At 36.0% G+C, this 14,652-nt stretch carries 29 protein-coding genes and 1 tRNA gene; 28 read left to right on the plus strand and 2 right to left on the minus strand.

The features are described 5' to 3' along the window. Nucleotides 1-301: 301 nt before the first annotated feature. Nucleotides 302-655 (minus strand): helix-turn-helix domain-containing protein, encoded by a 354-nt coding sequence (locus ACFYKX_RS26370; RefSeq protein ID WP_389365180.1) that lies wholly within the window; start codon nt 653-655, stop codon nt 302-304. 155 nt (nt 656-810) lie between these two features. Between ACFYKX_RS26370 and ACFYKX_RS26375 the strand changes: the two genes are divergently transcribed. From ACFYKX_RS26375 to ACFYKX_RS26410, 8 genes are all read left to right on the plus strand, one after another. Next, a complete protein-coding gene (locus ACFYKX_RS26375) occupies nt 811-996 on the plus strand; it encodes a helix-turn-helix transcriptional regulator (protein WP_389365182.1) in 186 nt (61 codons plus the stop codon). A gap of 184 nt (nt 997-1,180) precedes the next feature. Further along, entirely contained in the window at nt 1,181-1,504 is a 324-nt protein-coding gene (locus ACFYKX_RS26380; protein ID WP_389365184.1) for a hypothetical protein, read from the plus strand. Then, the gene (locus tag ACFYKX_RS26385; protein WP_389365186.1) at nt 1,497-1,700 is read left to right on the plus strand and encodes a hypothetical protein; all 204 of its coding nucleotides are present in this window, start codon (nt 1,497-1,499) and stop codon (nt 1,698-1,700) included. The genes ACFYKX_RS26380 and ACFYKX_RS26385 overlap by 8 nt, the downstream gene beginning before the upstream one ends. Before the next feature lie 228 nt (nt 1,701-1,928). After that, nucleotides 1,929-2,756 carry a hypothetical protein gene (locus ACFYKX_RS26390; protein WP_389365188.1) on the plus strand — a complete coding sequence of 276 codons (828 nt, stop codon included), beginning with the start codon at nt 1,929-1,931 and terminating at the stop codon, nt 2,754-2,756. Further along, nucleotides 2,743-3,534, plus strand: coding sequence for a PD-(D/E)XK nuclease-like domain-containing protein (locus ACFYKX_RS26395; RefSeq protein ID WP_389365190.1), 792 nt, complete (start codon nt 2,743-2,745; stop codon nt 3,532-3,534). Before ACFYKX_RS26390 ends, ACFYKX_RS26395 begins: the two co-directional genes overlap by 14 nt. Before the next feature lie 24 nt (nt 3,535-3,558). After that, the gene (locus ACFYKX_RS26400) at nt 3,559-3,780 is read left to right on the plus strand and encodes a hypothetical protein (protein WP_389365192.1); all 222 of its coding nucleotides are present in this window, start codon (nt 3,559-3,561) and stop codon (nt 3,778-3,780) included. Between the two features lie 36 nt (nt 3,781-3,816). Next, nucleotides 3,817-3,942 (plus strand): hypothetical protein, encoded by a 126-nt coding sequence (locus tag ACFYKX_RS26405; protein ID WP_389365194.1) that lies wholly within the window; start codon nt 3,817-3,819, stop codon nt 3,940-3,942. Between the two features lie 164 nt (nt 3,943-4,106). Further along, nucleotides 4,107-4,454 (plus strand): hypothetical protein, encoded by a 348-nt coding sequence (locus tag ACFYKX_RS26410; RefSeq protein WP_389365196.1) that lies wholly within the window; start codon nt 4,107-4,109, stop codon nt 4,452-4,454. A gap of 42 nt (nt 4,455-4,496) precedes the next feature. Here ACFYKX_RS26410 and ACFYKX_RS26415 read toward each other — a convergent pair whose 3' ends face one another. Continuing rightward, on the minus strand, nt 4,497-4,685 hold the full coding sequence (locus tag ACFYKX_RS26415) for a ribbon-helix-helix domain-containing protein (protein WP_389365198.1): 189 nt from the start codon (nt 4,683-4,685) through the stop codon (nt 4,497-4,499). A 201-nt stretch (nt 4,686-4,886) separates the two neighbouring features. Between ACFYKX_RS26415 and ACFYKX_RS26420 the strand changes: the two genes are divergently transcribed. The 20 genes from ACFYKX_RS26420 to ACFYKX_RS26515 all read left to right on the plus strand — a co-directional run bounded on the left by ACFYKX_RS26420 (nt 4,887) and on the right by ACFYKX_RS26515 (nt 14,636). After that, entirely contained in the window at nt 4,887-5,039 is a 153-nt protein-coding gene (locus ACFYKX_RS26420; protein ID WP_389365200.1) for a hypothetical protein, read from the plus strand. Beyond that, complete coding sequence (locus ACFYKX_RS26425) at nt 5,040-5,639, plus strand: hypothetical protein (RefSeq protein ID WP_389365202.1); 600 nt, start codon at nt 5,040-5,042, stop codon at nt 5,637-5,639. A 57-nt stretch (nt 5,640-5,696) separates the two neighbouring features. Continuing rightward, a complete protein-coding gene (locus tag ACFYKX_RS26430) occupies nt 5,697-6,425 on the plus strand; it encodes a helix-turn-helix domain-containing protein (RefSeq protein WP_389365204.1) in 729 nt (242 codons plus the stop codon). Continuing rightward, complete coding sequence (locus tag ACFYKX_RS26435) at nt 6,422-6,943, plus strand: replicative helicase loader/inhibitor (RefSeq protein WP_389365205.1); 522 nt, start codon at nt 6,422-6,424, stop codon at nt 6,941-6,943. Before ACFYKX_RS26430 ends, ACFYKX_RS26435 begins: the two co-directional genes overlap by 4 nt. Then, on the plus strand, nt 6,936-7,208 hold the full coding sequence (locus ACFYKX_RS26440; RefSeq protein ID WP_389365207.1) for a hypothetical protein: 273 nt from the start codon (nt 6,936-6,938) through the stop codon (nt 7,206-7,208). The genes ACFYKX_RS26435 and ACFYKX_RS26440 overlap by 8 nt, the downstream gene beginning before the upstream one ends. An 8-nt stretch (nt 7,209-7,216) precedes the next feature. Then, complete coding sequence (locus ACFYKX_RS26445; protein ID WP_389365209.1) at nt 7,217-7,597, plus strand: hypothetical protein; 381 nt, start codon at nt 7,217-7,219, stop codon at nt 7,595-7,597. A gap of 10 nt (nt 7,598-7,607) precedes the next feature. Beyond that, nucleotides 7,608-7,943 (plus strand): hypothetical protein, encoded by a 336-nt coding sequence (locus ACFYKX_RS26450; protein WP_389365210.1) that lies wholly within the window; start codon nt 7,608-7,610, stop codon nt 7,941-7,943. 2 nt (nt 7,944-7,945) lie between these two features. Next, nucleotides 7,946-8,791, plus strand: a complete 846-nt coding sequence (locus ACFYKX_RS26455) for a hypothetical protein (RefSeq protein ID WP_389365212.1) — start codon at nt 7,946-7,948, stop codon at nt 8,789-8,791. After that, nucleotides 8,791-9,171: an HNH endonuclease gene (locus tag ACFYKX_RS26460; protein ID WP_389365214.1), complete on the plus strand. Its 381-nt coding sequence runs from the start codon at nt 8,791-8,793 to the stop codon at nt 9,169-9,171. Before ACFYKX_RS26455 ends, ACFYKX_RS26460 begins: the two co-directional genes overlap by 1 nt. A 173-nt stretch (nt 9,172-9,344) precedes the next feature. Then, the gene (gene ssb / locus ACFYKX_RS26465; RefSeq protein ID WP_389365216.1) at nt 9,345-9,773 is read left to right on the plus strand and encodes a single-stranded DNA-binding protein; all 429 of its coding nucleotides are present in this window, start codon (nt 9,345-9,347) and stop codon (nt 9,771-9,773) included. A 12-nt stretch (nt 9,774-9,785) separates the two neighbouring features. Continuing rightward, nucleotides 9,786-10,409, plus strand: coding sequence for a hypothetical protein (locus ACFYKX_RS26470; RefSeq protein WP_389365218.1), 624 nt, complete (start codon nt 9,786-9,788; stop codon nt 10,407-10,409). A gap of 2 nt (nt 10,410-10,411) precedes the next feature. Continuing rightward, a complete protein-coding gene (locus tag ACFYKX_RS26475) occupies nt 10,412-10,960 on the plus strand; it encodes a dUTP diphosphatase (RefSeq protein ID WP_389365220.1) in 549 nt (182 codons plus the stop codon). Further along, nucleotides 10,960-11,097: a BH0509 family protein gene (locus tag ACFYKX_RS26480; protein ID WP_389365222.1), complete on the plus strand. Its 138-nt coding sequence runs from the start codon at nt 10,960-10,962 to the stop codon at nt 11,095-11,097. The genes ACFYKX_RS26475 and ACFYKX_RS26480 overlap by 1 nt, the downstream gene beginning before the upstream one ends. Continuing rightward, complete coding sequence (locus ACFYKX_RS26485; RefSeq protein ID WP_389365224.1) at nt 11,097-11,486, plus strand: hypothetical protein; 390 nt, start codon at nt 11,097-11,099, stop codon at nt 11,484-11,486. Before ACFYKX_RS26480 ends, ACFYKX_RS26485 begins: the two co-directional genes overlap by 1 nt. After that, entirely contained in the window at nt 11,487-11,837 is a 351-nt protein-coding gene (locus ACFYKX_RS26490) for a hypothetical protein (protein WP_389365226.1), read from the plus strand. A 177-nt stretch (nt 11,838-12,014) separates the two neighbouring features. Further along, nucleotides 12,015-12,431 (plus strand): helix-turn-helix domain-containing protein, encoded by a 417-nt coding sequence (locus ACFYKX_RS26495; RefSeq protein WP_389365228.1) that lies wholly within the window; start codon nt 12,015-12,017, stop codon nt 12,429-12,431. 33 nt (nt 12,432-12,464) lie between these two features. Next, nucleotides 12,465-12,767, plus strand: a complete 303-nt coding sequence (locus tag ACFYKX_RS26500; protein ID WP_389365230.1) for a hypothetical protein — start codon at nt 12,465-12,467, stop codon at nt 12,765-12,767. 10 nt (nt 12,768-12,777) lie between these two features. Then, nucleotides 12,778-12,978 (plus strand): hypothetical protein, encoded by a 201-nt coding sequence (locus ACFYKX_RS26505; RefSeq protein WP_389365232.1) that lies wholly within the window; start codon nt 12,778-12,780, stop codon nt 12,976-12,978. Nucleotides 12,979-13,276: 298 nt separating this feature from the next. Next, nucleotides 13,277-13,349, plus strand: a tRNA-Arg gene (locus ACFYKX_RS26510). An 87-nt stretch (nt 13,350-13,436) separates the two neighbouring features. Continuing rightward, complete coding sequence (locus ACFYKX_RS26515) at nt 13,437-14,636, plus strand: hypothetical protein (RefSeq protein ID WP_389365234.1); 1,200 nt, start codon at nt 13,437-13,439, stop codon at nt 14,634-14,636. Nucleotides 14,637-14,652 lie beyond the last annotated feature (16 nt).

The raw sequence follows: 14,652 nt of genomic DNA on the forward strand, positions 1-14,652 counted from the left end.
AATGAAATTGTTATTACAATACGGTAGTGCAAACAAAAAGAAGATGGTTATTCGCCATCTTCTCTCTTTTTAGTTCCGACTAACACCTTTTCATCGTCAATGAAGATCGCATCCCCTTCGTACAATACTTCACTGTAATACACTTGGTAACCTTCCAACAATATTCCCCTCCCAAGATGCGAACAGATGTTCCTATATCCTTTTATTTAAGTATACCAATTAAGTTAGATTTCGGAAATAGGTATATACTGTCGAAAGGTGTAGAAAAAAGCCACATTGTGACAAAAATGATAATATTCTGTCAAGATTTGTTCTTTCTACTAATCATATCCAAGGTATCAAGAAGTTTTTCAATGTCTTCTGGAGTATATCCTCTTCGTTCGGTTTCTTCTATAACGGATCTCCACTCTTTAATTTTATCTCTTAGCTCCAAAGGAACTTCTAACTGTTCCCCCATTAAATAAGATATATCTACTTTGAAAAACTCAGCTATTGTTTTAATTTTATTAGTTGAGGGAATAAAGCCTCTCTCCACTCTCCCTAAATAGCTATAGTCCATATTAATTTGTTCGGCAACTTCTCTTAGGGTTAGCCCTGTCTTTTCTCTAAGGTCTCTTATCCTGCTCCCCATAAGTTCATCATACTGTTTAGCCACCTATTATCACACCTCGCCTTATTCGAAAATCCCATGTGTCTAATGTACCACAATTTAAAATAAAATAATTAAATTAAATTGTTGCATATATTACCACAGGGTGATATATTATAAATATCAAGTGGTACAACAAACCACAAGAAAGGAGAGAACACATGGAAAACAATAAAATATCAATCATCCGTAAAAGGCAAAAAATTTCCCAAACTGAACTAGCTGAACGCTTGAACATTGATCGTACCCACTTGAATAAGGTTGAGAATGGTAAGGTAAGACCAAGTGTAGCGTTATTGGAACGAATTGCAGCAGAGTTAGGTGTAAGTATTCAGGATTTATTTTAACGTCTTGTGGTATATAAGTACACGACAAATAAACCACAACGGAGGAAGAAAATGAAAGTAGTTGTAGTGAAAGGTCCACATTTTGAACAAGTGAAAAAAGAAGCTCAACAAATGTTGTACAAATTCGTAGTGGAGAACATCAAAAAAGAGGAACAAAAGAAAATTTCTTAGGAGTGATTGAAAAATGGAAAAGTCGATTGAACAAAAATTAGATGTTGTTCGTGAAGCTTTAGAAAAAGGTGCAGATGTAAGATTGAGTTTTTTTCGTATCAAATCAAAAGGAGAAGCTAAAGACCTTATCAACCACTTCTCTAAATTAACAGGAGCTTCTATTGAAGATAACGATCAAATTGAAACGTTTAGTTTAAATGTTTTTGAATCACCTGTAGCTTGTAGTGTTTATTACACCCTAAGTAATGAAGAAAAGAGAGAAAAACTTCTAAATGAATTGAAGGTCATGGAAGAAGATGTAGATCTAAGCGGAATGGAAGAAGAAAACTATGCGTGACAAAATCTGGTCTTACGTTAATAACCGATTTGAGGATGATTGGGTGCTGGTTGATGCGGATGAAGTATATGAAGCCTTTGCGGTCTATTTTGATAATGGGCTAGATGTTGGAATCATAGATGAAGTGATACGCTCATTTGCTGCCATACACGACTTATCAAACGTAGATATACAATACGAGGGAAATCTATCCTAAACCAGAGGGGTGATAAAAATGAGTATCTACTATTGCGAGGAATGTCAAACCACTCACGACAATGATTTTACACCATGTATAGAACATAAAGAGGGTCTTAAATGTGATGCGAACAGTGAGGGGGAAATTTTATTACCACTCAACATGTAAAAAGAGCAGATAGGCTGCCACCTAATTCTGCTCCCCTTTTAAAAACTCTAACCTCATTATATCAAAGGAGGAACAAAAGTGAATAGTTTACAAATGCAATTTGATAACCAAGAAAACCCAAGTGTAAATGCTCAAAGTGCCAAAAGCAGAGAAATGGCTGAAGTGCAGTCGCAAATATTCTTAGCGAAACAATTCCCTCGCAATGAGGTTCAAGCGGAAATAAAGATACTGAACGCGTGTAAAAGAAAGACCTTAGCTGAAACAGCTCTCTATTCCTACCCAAGAGGTAATACAACCGTTACCGGCCCTTCAATTCGATTAGCAGAGACAATCGCTCAGTACTGGGGAAATATTAATTTCGGGATTAAAGAGCTAGAACAAAAAAATGGTGAGTCTACAGTAGTTGCTTATGCATGGGATATGGAATCAAACACTCGTCAAGAGAAAGTATTCCAAGTTAAGCACGAAAGATATGCAAAAGGGAAAATGAGTAAGCTGACAGATCCAAGAGATATTTATGAACACATCGCCAACAATGGAGCAAGACGTTTAAGAGCTTGTATCCTTGGAGTTATCCCTGGTGACATCATCGATAACGCAGTAGCGCAGTGTCACCAAACTTTACAGAACAGTTATTCAGAGCCTTTAAAAGATAGAGTGGTTAAAGTTTTAAGATGGTTCCAAACTCAATATGGAATCACTCAAGAAATGGTTGAGGCGAAGTTAGGTCATAATGTTGAATCTTTTACTGAACAAGACTTCGTGACATTAAGCAGTATTAATCAATCTTTAAAAGATGGAATGGCAAAACGTGAGGACTTCTTTAAAGTAACGGAAAAGATAGATGTTCCTAAAACCTCATTAGAGCAACAATTCAAAGAAGGTGATTCGAATGAAGTTAACTAAGGATAATTACTACTCAAACGAAGCAGATCGCCACTTTATGTCTGTATCGCAATATAAAAGCTTTTTGAAGTGCGAAGCTGCAACTATGGCTAAATTAAACGGTGAATATGAAGAACCAAAGAGTGATGCTCTACTTTTTGGTTCATATGTTCACGCTTGGTTAGATGGAACAATGGATGAATTCATTGAAAGCAATCCTGATTTATTCAGTACCAGAGGAGCAACAAAAGGTCAGTTGAAGGCTCAGTATAAATTAGCTGATGAAATGATTGAAGTGTTGAAAGCAGATGCTTTCGTGATGATGGCTCTAGACGGTCAGAAAGAAGTCGTTATGACTGGGGAACTGTTTGGACTTCCTTGGAAGATACGAATGGATGTTTATAACCCTCAGTTTGGAAGGTTTGCTGATTTAAAGACAGTCAAAGCGATTTATGAAAAATATTGGCACGATGAAATAGGCTACTGTTCATTTGTAGAAGCTTATGGTTATATCACTCAAATGGCGATTTATTCAGAAATAGAGAATCAAAATAGAGGCGGAGAATGGTTGGAAAACTTCATTGTGGCAGTCTCCAAAGAAACCCCACCAGATAAAGCGGTTATCACAATCGATTATGACAGCTTAGCAATTGAGTTACAGCAAGTAGAAGGAAGAATGGAACGTATTAGAGAGGTTAAATTAGGTCAATTAGAACCTAAGTCTTGTGGTAAGTGTGAATATTGCAGAAGGAAAAAGAAAGTAACGAGTGTGATCCATTACTTAGAGTTGATTGGCTAATCAAACATCAAAGGAGAGAACAGCATGGAATGGACATTAGACCAAATCGAGGAACACTTTGACCTGTTAGATGATATTGATGGTGAATCTTACACAATGGTTTTGGGATTAATCGCTAAAGTACGTGAAATGGATGAATTGACAGACCGTTTAACAGCTTTAAACAGACATTATTTATTCCATTTCTATAAAGGTGACGTTATGAAAATGCAAGCTGATTTCAGTTATATCAATGATATCAAGTGAGGAGCTTCGGCTCCTTGCTTGGAAAGGGGAATTGTGATGGGAGCCTTGCTCACTGGATTATATATCATTTCATTAGCAGCAATCATCTTAGGAGTATTCTACATAGCACCAAAGAACCTACAGAAAAAAATACTTGAGTATGTAGGAGGGTTAGATCAGTGAGTTTTGATGTTTATAACTGCGAAGAATGTGTAAGGGCATTTGCGGTGGAAAAGGATGAAAATCCAAAGTGTTGTCCTTGCTGTGAAAGTGAACTATGGGAATACAGTCATACAATACATGATGAACAGTTGACACAAAATGTGCAGTAAATGGAGGGGTTAGAAGTGGATAGAGAATTAGATGATTTAATAAATGAATTTTATCGTGATGTTGATTCGTTAGACAGAGATAGCCTTATAAGTTTGTTTGATGACATGATTCCAAAAATCAAAGGATTACAAGAAGAAAATTGCGATATGGCTGAAAAACATGCTGAAAAAGATATATTTATAAACAACTCACTGAACATCATAACTAACAAGCGGAAAATAGAGATATTAAAATATCGTGATGAATGTTTAACGGCTTATGAAAAACATGCTGAATTAATGAATAAATCAATGATGGATTTAAATTTAGGAGCATTACAAGCTGTTAGAAAAGTAATGAGTATATTGGGTGAAAAAATATAATTCGTTGTGTCACAGTTCGAAGAAATAGCGAAGTAGGGAGGTTTACTCTCCCTGCTTCTGCTTCTCCTTATCCAGTACTTCCATACCTTTTAAGAGTAATTGTCTAATAGCTTCAGAGCGATTCTTAATACGGTTTTCGAATTGGTAATCTTCAACATGCTTAAGCAGCTCATCATCTATGGTGATGTTAATAATCGGTTTTGCATTAGGGGTTTTCTTGTGACCAGACACGAGGATCAACTCCTTTTATTAAACATAAATAATCAAATATAACCTTAACCTACATTATATGTTCAATACAGCCTATTATTCCACTAGACCAATAAAAATCAGTCTTAAGACCTAGTTGATTCCACTAGACCACTAGACTTGTGAATGGTAAGATAAGGTTGTAAGTCCAACAGACCACTAGACTTGGAAGGATGTGAGAATATGAAGCCATGCATTAATTTAACGATTGATAAGACGTTGTTGGACAAGTTAGAGAATCAACGTTTAGTGAAGATCCAGGAGGAAAAGAAAGTTATCAGTCGTTCAGCTTTTATTAGCGAATTAATTCAAAAAGGATTGAAAGGAGTGAAGTAAGTGAGTGCTGGATTAATTACAAGAAAGCTACTTAAACATCTTTATACCAAAAGAGGATTATCAGATTCAGAAATTGCTAGTTTCATTGGGATAGATCGTACAGCGATTTGTCATTTGAGAAAAGCATATGATATTAAGACGAGAAAAAGCGTTGGGGAACTTGGTGAGGAATATGTCATTAAGAAATTAACCGCACTGGGTTGTGAAGTTAAAAATTTAAACGAACAGGATAAAACAAGTCTTTATGATTTGCTCGTTAATAAAGTCCTTAGAATCGAAGTTAAGACAGCAAGTGATCTGAATGGAACCTTTAACTTCTCTTTAACAAATAAGCCTGAATGCAATCACATCGAATCAGACCACCGGATTTTTCTACCTAACGGCCGGAGTAAGAAGCTATATAGGAAAACTTGTGATTATATCGTTTGTGTAGGAATTAAAGGGAAGCAGGTTTATCCATTTGTCATTCCATCCAAAGATATTCCTGATAATTTACAAAACATAAGAATCAGACCAAAACGTTCCCACAAGTACAATGAGTACTTCCAGAAGTGGGAATATATAAAAAAGCCTGATGCGCCAACATCAGACCCAAAATAAAACATTCACTATTAATATATCACATTGGACAAGTTTTATACCAAGGAAGTGAAAAAAGTGCAAAAAAGCTACTACGCTATTATTCCTGCGAATGTCCGATATGATGAAGAGTTAACCCCGAATGCAAAATTATTATATGGAGAGATTACAGCTTTATGTAATGAAAAAGGATTTTGTTGGGCGAGCAACTCTTACTTTTCAGATCTATACGGAGTTAGCAAAGTTTCAATATCTAAATGGATCAATCAGCTTGTAGAAAAAGGCTATATCCAGTCAGAAATCAATTATAAAGAGGGTAGTAAAGAAATCTTAAATAGGTATTTAAGAATTGTTAATGAGCCTATTAAAGAAAAGTTAAATACCCCTATTAAAGAAAAGTTTAAAGATAATAATACATCTTTTAATACTACATCTAATATTACAAAAGAATATAAAGATTCTTGTCACAAGTTTCAAACTTGCGACATGGAGATGGCTCAACAATTGTACTCTCGTATGTTAGAAAACAATCCTGATGCTAAAAAGCCTAACTTAAATAAATGGGCTGATGAATTTAGGTTGATGAGAGATCGTGACAACCGAACAGAAGAGCAGCTTAGATATTTAATTGACTGGACACAATCAGATAGCTTTTGGAAAACAAATATCCTATCACCCGCAAAGCTTAGAAAACAATTTGATCAACTTGCTGTTAAGGTTCGTGAGGATATTAAGAAAAAGAATCAAGTGACTAAAACAAAGCCTAAAGCATTCCAAAGTTTAGAAGATTGGGCGGATGAATCATGAACCGTAAAGAGATTATTAACTTACTAGCCATTGCAACTGCTAACTTCCCCAATATGCAAGAGAAGGATATGAAGCCTACTGCTATCCTTTGGGAAAAAGCATTATCAGACATAGATTATCCGACAGCAGAAAAGGCATTACTTAAAGTATTATCAACTTCAAAGTTCTTCCCAACTATTGCAGAATTGCGTGAAGCTATTGCTCAGATTACTCAACCAGTAAGTATAGATGCAATGGAAGCATGGGGCTTAATCGGACAAGCTATTCGAAAATATGGTTATTATCAGCAAAAAGAAGCGATGGAAAGCTTACCTGATGAGGTAGTCGAGATGGTAAAGCGTTTTACCTGGAGAGAGCTTTGCTTAAGTGAAAATGTAGATACCTTGAGAGCTCAATTCAGAATGGCTTGGGACACTCAAAGCAAACGTAAAAAGGAATTAAATGCTTTGCCATCAGAGATTAGAGCACTCCTAGAAGGAAATACAAGTCAATTCCTGATAGGTGATAGCAATGATTAATGACAACAAAGCAAAGGGCAAGATTGAGAGCTACTACCTTCGACTTAAACGAAATACTATTTACACCTCATTAGAGGACATTGAAGATACAGAATGGTACTGGAGTCCATCTGAGGTTAAAGAATTTGATGAGCTATGGAATAAGGATATGCCAATTAAGGAAATGGCATTGGAATTAGGTAGGTCAGAAATTGCAGTGTTCTTGCAGTCTTTAGATCGTTTGTATAAAGGCAAGATTCAGCCGAGGAATTGGCACTTTTGGTGAGGTGACTTATGAGTGAAATCATTAATGCTTTACAAGCTGTAAGGGATGTATACATTAATTTTCCTAAACGATACGAACTCAACCAAGAAGCACTAAAGAAACTTGAATCTGAGATTCAAGATATTCTTCACATAATCGAATTTACTAATTTTAATGCAGCTCATGGTTATAAATGGGCGAAGGAATTAAAAAGGCTAAGGGAAGAACGCAGAGCCTTGAAAGAAGAACTTGAACTACTGGAACCGGTAAGGGATTTCCTATCCTTCCCTAAACCTACAGAAAAGAACATCAGCCGGATTATTGGAGACGTGCGAAACATCGAAGGAAGACAATCGAATCGTTCTTACCGAATGAGAGTAAGGAATGATCTACAGGAATTAATTAAATGAGGTGGATGAATTGGATATACAGCAAGTTAGAGGAAATATCAATTTTGAACATGATGGCCGACATGATGTAACGGAAAAGGTAATTAAAACAGTTGTTAAAACTGGTTATGCCCAAGATGATTTCGGAATGAAGAAATACAACACCACTTTACACCATGCCTTGCCTTACGATTGGCAAGAAATGATGGATGAAGAGATAGTGGATTTTCTGAAATATCATCAGTGCGAAAAAGACCGGAAAGCGTATGTGATACAGATCCTACAATCTGCTATGAGAGTTGACGAACCTAAAGAGTATATTCAAGAAGCTCTGAATTTATTAACGGTAAGTGGAACTGGTAAATAGCGATGAACAGGATCCTCATAAATGACCTAATTGATGAACATGGGGAAACCTTTACAACGTGTAAAGGTTGCAAGATTTGTAGAAAGATTCATTCACTGACCGAGGAACGGACTCCTGAAGAAAAGTATAAGAACATCTTAGCAAAAGGTCAGGACATGACAAAGAGTGAAATAGACTTTCTTTTGGAAAATGAAGTACAAAAAAGATCCATTCAAAAGGCATTGAATATGGATAGCAAAGCATTTTATCAAATGATGGAAAAATGGGGATTCAGTAAAAGGAGAGTGGGCCCAGTGGCAAAATTGACGAAAGAAGAATACCAGGACTTAAAAGCTCAAGGAATTACGGATAAAGAAATAGCTAAACAAAAAGGAATCGCATCTGCTTATGTATCTCAACTAAAAAGAAAGTGGTTTAATTCTCTGGAAGAGTCTAAAACAACAGAGAAAATAACATCGAAGGGTAAAACCCCTAAGAAAGATAAAACGGCCGAATTTAGGGATTTAATAAATGAATTAAGCGATAAACTGAACGAGGCAAATAAAGATGCTGTAGAAAAAGATAAACTAGTGAAAAAACTAGAAGCAAAAATTCAAGAATTTGAGGGCATCAATTCAGCTTGTGAAGATGTAGAAAACGAGCTTGATAGTTTACGCACAGAAAAGGATAACTACTTAAATCAATTACTTGATACTCGTGATCAGTTAGTGAGAAAAGATTATGAGCTCGAGAACAACAAGAAATCACTTGAAAGTGTAAATAAAGTACTTAAACGTCTTACCAAAGAAAATGAAGTATTAAGGGATTTAGCAAAAGCTAATGCAATGGTTCAACTGGAGATTCTATAATGCCTGCGGTGCCGAAGCCGAATCATAAGAGAAGGGTGAAGAAGCAGGTAGACCGGAATAAATTCCCTAAGTTTGTACGTGATCAGATAAAGAAGCACTTTGAAAACAACTGTCAGATGTGCGGTGGAAAAGGTCATCATTGCCATCATGTGCAGCCGAAAGGTAGTGGAAAGGGTAGGGGAGTATTTACGAATGGATTATTACTCTGTAATTCCTGCCATAAGAAAGTCCATGCGGATGACAGCCTCTTAAGATACTGGAAAGAAGTATTCAGGAAAAAGTATGGCCCATTGTACTTTATGGATGAAGAAGATTTAAGACATAAAAGGCAAATGGATTTATTGAATCAAAGGGAGTGGGAAGATGAAAGTCTATGTTAAGGTTTCCACTAAAAAAGATTCAGATGGAGAGCCATTGCAAATCGTGAAGGTATACCCAAGTAAGATAAAAGGCTTTACTTATTTAATCTTCTTAAGAAAATAAGCGTAAAACTCACCAATTTATATTATATGTCAATAATTGACCGAACAGAAAGAGAACGGAGGAAATTAATATGATGAATCGAGTTATTCTAGTTGGAAGGCTTACAAAGGATCCTGACCTCAGATATACACCGAATGGGGTACCAGTAGCGACTTTCACCCTTGCTGTAAATCGTAGCTTTACGAATCAACAAGGAGAAAGAGAAGCAGATTTTATTAACGTGGTAGTTTGGAGAAAACCGGCAGAGAATGCAGCTAACTTTTTAAAGAAGGGTTCACTTGCTGGGGTAGATGGAAAGATTCAAACACGCTCGTTTGATGGACAAGATGGAAAGAAAGTTTATATTACTGAAGTTGTTGCTGAGTCTGTACAGTTCTTAGAGCCAAAGGGAAATAGCAATTCATCACCACCAAAAGATGACGGAAACAAAAGAGTAAACGATGACCCTTTTGCTAATGGTGGAACAATCGACATTCAAGATGACGATCTACCTTTTTAGCAGGTGAATGTTATGAAATGGGAATTAGCGACAGATGAACAGCTCGTAACTATTGCCAAGTATGATAACGACTTACCTCACTCTCTTTTGGGTGAGGTGGTCGAAGAAATGTTAAATAGAGGACTATTCGATCGCATTATTAGGGACTGCATAAACGTAGTCATTAAGAATACACAACGTATGGAACGTATTTACCAAGTGAGTGTTGAGGACTTCTTACAGATAGGTCGAATCGAAGTGCTGAGTGCTTTGAAGTCGTTCAAGCGTGATAAAGGAATGAACTTCATCTCTTTTGTATTCTTAAAGGTTAGGAGTCAACTTGGTAAAGAAATAGTGTTCTTAGAATCTAAGAAAAGAGATCATCGTGTTTGTATGAGTTACAACAACGAGACAGATGAAGGTACTGAAATGATCGAATTCTTACCATCTAAGGTAAATGTAGAGAACTATGTAGTGAACAAAGTGACATTTGAACAGCTATTAAAAAGAGCTAATAAGCATCAACAAAGAGTGGTGCTCCTAAGAATGCAAGGATACAAATTTGCAGAAATCGCTCATTTACTTAAAAGAGGTACTGGAAAAAGTATGCAACAGGCCTACAGAATAGCTCAAGACAAGATGAGGAAAGGTGCTTAATTATGAATTTAGATAAATTGTTCAAGATGCAGAAAGTATTACGTGACCGAATCAACTATAACGAGCCGGATCGCTTTAATAAATTAGTTCTTGCTCTGTTAGTAGAGCTTGGTGAATGTGCGAACGAGTGGAGAGGGTTTAAGTTTTGGAGTGTTAATCAAGTACCTCACACCTCAGCAGTAAGAGTACCGGCTATGATGGATGAAGATAAGGTATTTTACAATCCACTCCTTGAAGAATATGTAGATGGATTACATTTTGTATTGGAATTAGGAATTGAATTAGATTACAAAAATCCTTTGTATATTCCGATTGGCATATATCCGAAAGAAACTACCGATTATTTTATCGAATTGTATTACAAGATATCGGAACTGAACATTCTGCAAATGTTTCACAAAGAAGAAAAAATCGTGAAAGATTCCTATCAAGAAATATTCGATATGTATTTACACTTAGGACACAAATTAGGATTTACATGGGAACAAATCGAACAAGCATACATGGATAAAAATGCTGTTAATCATCAAAGGCAGGAGGATGGTTACTGATGGGGATTAAATTAGATGGATTTGAACGAAACAATATGATCAGTGTACTGGAATGGAAAACAAACTTTAGTTATGAATACTTAAAATCGTTATCGGATGAAGCTTTAGAGAAACTTTACAAAGAGCGTGTCGGCTGATGGGGAAAATGCAGCGAGACAAAGGGGCTCGCGTAGAAAGAGAGATTGCTAACTTCTTAGGAGGTAAGCGTATCCCTCTTTCGGGGATGACCTCTAATGTAAAAGGTGATATTGAAGCTTATGGTATGAAGTTTGAAGTTAAAGCAAAAAAAGACGGGTTCAAGATGATCTACAGTTACTTAGAAAAAGACAATATGGATGCAGCGATTATAAAAGCAGATAGGAAAGAAGCTTTAGTGATATTGCCTATTAGTAAGTTTAAGGAGCTGATGGATCGGCTGAATGTTTTAGAAGATTTCGTTGAAGAAAATAGTGTGGAAACCATAGAAAAGAAAATGGAACCATATTATGAAGAATTAGCAAAAATTTTAAACATTGAAGGTGAGTAAATGAGTGCTCCACCTAAGAAATATATAGAGCTATCAGAAATCATCCATGAAATGCGTGAAGTTCGCAAAAGACTCAATATAGCTAGTATACAGATATTCAATCTTGCTAGGGATAAAGCCGAAGCTGAAAGGAAATACAAAGTAGCTTTACGGCAAGAAATGCTGAAACTAAAAAAAGAAGGTCATGCAGCTACTTTAATAAATGATCTAGCTAAGGGTGAAGAAACGATTGCTCAGTTAAGATTTGAAAGAGATATTGCAAAGGAATTATATGTAAGTGGATTGGAGTCCATGAAGCAGACCAGGACTGAAGCAAGCTTGTTACAGACAATTTCGAAGTATAACGATTAAGGTGGGGTGTAAATGAAAAAGTGTAAATCTTGTAACGGTAAAGGTTGGTTGTTTATTAGTTCAAGTTATATAGACACAGGCAAAGTACAACGTTTCATGGGGTTTGAAATGCCTATTTACACTAACGGAAAACTTAAAAGTACGTGCGGAAGATGTTTTGGAAAAGGAGTTAAATAAATGACTGTTGCTATTAAGCTGTCAAAATATCAATTATACGGACTATTAAAAAACTACCACTGGATGGTTAAAGAGATTCAAAGGATAGATCATTACTTAACGGAAACAGACTTTCAAGGTACAGCTCAATATGGGATTGAAGCAACCATGCCGAAAGCTCAAGGAGTAGTGGGGAAAGCTCTGGAAAATGAAGTCACAAGACGAGTAGAGAAGTCAAAGCGACTCCAGAAATACATTGAAGAAGTCAATTTGATTAATGAGCGGATTCCATTAGTTACGGATGAAAAAGAAAAAGTGGTACTGGATTGTTTGCTGGATGGGTTGAGTTTAACCGCGATCAGTAAGCATTTAGGAATAAGCAGACAGCAGGTAACGGACATAAGGGAAAAGATTATTGATACATTAGCTAAGAATTGACACATTAAACGACATAAGGAAGGAGTGTAAATAGTGGATAAAACAATCGTAATTGAGTATCAAACACAATCGGAATTTTGCTCATGTTGTGATCAGATATTACCTAAGCCGAAAATAAGTGGAGTTAAAGAATTTGAACTTAGTGAAGATAATCTCTCTAGTTACCAAGATTGGAAAGAAGCAATTGAATTTGATGATGATTTTAATGAAATGGTTAGAGAGTACGTATATGACACAATTAGATTTTTCGCAACGAGTTCTGACGACAGAATCATAATTGAAAATCGTGAATTTGAGAAAGTAAAACAATTTATTTTAGGATCTATCAAATCTTAGGAGGTAGAAGATGCCTTATATCGAAAGTGAAACAAAAGCGAAAATTAGAGAAATTAGAAATTCATCTGAACCTGTATTAAATGGGTTTACAGATGATTTAGAGCATTATGAAGTTAGCAAAGATCATTTTAGATGGTTATTAGAGCAAGCTGAAAAAATAGAGAAATACGAAAACGCTATTAAAAAGATAGAGGAAGCAATCGATTTTTAAATTGTTTTCCGAAGATATTATCAAATAATCCATTTCTTACACATTAGACACTTTTTGAAATATTTTCCTAGATGTATTATTTTTAAGATAGGAAGTAAATGGGGATTCGGAAAAATCCCTGCGATCAATTAGTAGATTTCCTTCAAAGATGTTTTAAAAGTACGTCATAAGGGCGGTTAAACCTTATACATTTTTTATCACACATTAGCCCTCTGAAAAGAGTGGTCAGTCCTAATAGGACAAAAACAAACATACTAAGGCGGTACTGTTAGGGGTAGCAGTATCGTCTTTTTCATTTGCCTCTTTAGTGTAATTGGAAAGCACATGTGAATTCTAGTCATAGAGTCAGGGTTCGAGTCCTTGAAGGGGCGTAAAAAGGTCATAGTGGGCAACATCTGCAAATGGTGAAAACCTTCCACAGGGGCGGGGTGGAGCAGATAAAAAGCGAGGTGGAACGAATGAAAAAACATGAGAAATGGACAGATGAAGAATATAAAAGGCTATTGGAATTAAAAGAACAAGGATTCACGTATCAACAAATAGCTGATATGCTGTCTGTTCAGTTTAATCAAGAGTTCACCTTTGATGGAGTAAGAAACCGTTTAAGAAGAGCACCATTAGAACAAGCCGCAACCTTACCCAATTACAAAGAAGAATACAAAATCGAAGCTGATGGATCTCACAAAAGTGATAAACTCCTAAGAATGTCTGCTGAACAGCTAAAAGACGTAAATTACTTATTAGAAGCTCATGGATTCAGCAAAGATTCATGGGAGTTAATTTCTGCGAGAAATAACATATGGAACACGAATGACAAGATAAACGGTGTACAGACGTTGTATTCCAGTAAGATAACGGTTAGACCGAAAAAGAATGGGAACGACTTAGAAAAGATAGTCGAAACCATTAAACAAACGCAGTCGATTATTATTAAAACAGAACCATTTAACGTGATAGACAAACGAATGTTAGAAGTACCTTTATTCGATACACATTTCCCTATATCAAACTATGAGTATTATAAACCTACTCAAACGAAGATCATTGATAAGTTACTATCTAGGTGTTGGGAAGAAGTACTTTTTGTTATCGGACAAGATATGCTTCATAACGATAACTTTAGAGGACAAACCGCGAACGGTACTCAAATAGAGTCAGTGGATATGGTAAAGGCATGGAATGATGCTCGAACCTTTTTTGAACCAATGATCGAAACAGGGATAAAACAATCTAAGTCAGTAAAGGTTGTGTACTCGAAGGGCAATCATGACGAATCGATGTCATGGGCATTTGTTCAGCTATTGAAAGAACGATACCCACAAATAGAAGTAGACGACAGGATGATTGAAAGAAAAGCTCACACATTCGGTAAAAACTTTATCGGTATCACTCATGGAGATAAAGCAAGAAAGAACCTACATAACATCTTCCCTGTAGAGTTTCCAAATGAGTGGAGCAAAGCAAAGAATAGAGAAATACATATCGGACATTTGCATGTGGAAGATGCTAAAGATGTATTCGGTATGGTGATTAGAACATTAGCAACCAGGAACAAAACAGATAAGTGGCATAAAGATAATGGATTCATTGGAGCTCATAAAAGATTTATGCTGTTTGAGTATAGTGAAGATGAATTAGAGAGTATTCATTATGTCTAGGAGGTTGAGGTGATGA

The sequence above is a fragment of the Cytobacillus spartinae genome, from assembly GCF_042865285.1.
Lineage (GTDB): Bacteria > Bacillota > Bacilli > Bacillales > Cytobacillaceae > Robertmurraya_A > Robertmurraya_A spartinae.

Coding starts and splice junctions, on each gene's coding strand:
- ACFYKX_RS26375 (WP_389365182.1), top strand. CDS start 811: ATGGAAAACAATAAAATATCAATCATCCGTAAAAGGCAAAAAATTTCC.
- ACFYKX_RS26380 (WP_389365184.1), top strand. CDS start 1,181: ATGGAAAAGTCGATTGAACAAAAATTAGATGTTGTTCGTGAAGCTTTA.
- ACFYKX_RS26385 (WP_389365186.1), top strand. CDS start 1,497: ATGCGTGACAAAATCTGGTCTTACGTTAATAACCGATTTGAGGATGAT.
- ACFYKX_RS26395 (WP_389365190.1), top strand. CDS start 2,743: ATGAAGTTAACTAAGGATAATTACTACTCAAACGAAGCAGATCGCCAC.
- ACFYKX_RS26400 (WP_389365192.1), top strand. CDS start 3,559: ATGGAATGGACATTAGACCAAATCGAGGAACACTTTGACCTGTTAGAT.
- ACFYKX_RS26405 (WP_389365194.1), top strand. CDS start 3,817: ATGGGAGCCTTGCTCACTGGATTATATATCATTTCATTAGCAGCAATC.
- ACFYKX_RS26420 (WP_389365200.1), top strand. CDS start 4,887: ATGAAGCCATGCATTAATTTAACGATTGATAAGACGTTGTTGGACAAG.
- ACFYKX_RS26435 (WP_389365205.1), top strand. CDS start 6,422: ATGAACCGTAAAGAGATTATTAACTTACTAGCCATTGCAACTGCTAAC.
- ACFYKX_RS26440 (WP_389365207.1), top strand. CDS start 6,936: ATGATTAATGACAACAAAGCAAAGGGCAAGATTGAGAGCTACTACCTT.
- ACFYKX_RS26445 (WP_389365209.1), top strand. CDS start 7,217: ATGAGTGAAATCATTAATGCTTTACAAGCTGTAAGGGATGTATACATT.
- ACFYKX_RS26455 (WP_389365212.1), top strand. CDS start 7,946: ATGAACAGGATCCTCATAAATGACCTAATTGATGAACATGGGGAAACC.
- ACFYKX_RS26460 (WP_389365214.1), top strand. CDS start 8,791: ATGCCTGCGGTGCCGAAGCCGAATCATAAGAGAAGGGTGAAGAAGCAG.
- ssb (WP_389365216.1), top strand. CDS start 9,345: ATGATGAATCGAGTTATTCTAGTTGGAAGGCTTACAAAGGATCCTGAC.
- ACFYKX_RS26470 (WP_389365218.1), top strand. CDS start 9,786: ATGAAATGGGAATTAGCGACAGATGAACAGCTCGTAACTATTGCCAAG.
- ACFYKX_RS26475 (WP_389365220.1), top strand. CDS start 10,412: ATGAATTTAGATAAATTGTTCAAGATGCAGAAAGTATTACGTGACCGA.
- ACFYKX_RS26480 (WP_389365222.1), top strand. CDS start 10,960: ATGGGGATTAAATTAGATGGATTTGAACGAAACAATATGATCAGTGTA.
- ACFYKX_RS26485 (WP_389365224.1), top strand. CDS start 11,097: ATGGGGAAAATGCAGCGAGACAAAGGGGCTCGCGTAGAAAGAGAGATT.
- ACFYKX_RS26490 (WP_389365226.1), top strand. CDS start 11,487: ATGAGTGCTCCACCTAAGAAATATATAGAGCTATCAGAAATCATCCAT.
- ACFYKX_RS26495 (WP_389365228.1), top strand. CDS start 12,015: ATGACTGTTGCTATTAAGCTGTCAAAATATCAATTATACGGACTATTA.
- ACFYKX_RS26505 (WP_389365232.1), top strand. CDS start 12,778: ATGCCTTATATCGAAAGTGAAACAAAAGCGAAAATTAGAGAAATTAGA.
- ACFYKX_RS26515 (WP_389365234.1), top strand. CDS start 13,437: ATGAAAAAACATGAGAAATGGACAGATGAAGAATATAAAAGGCTATTG.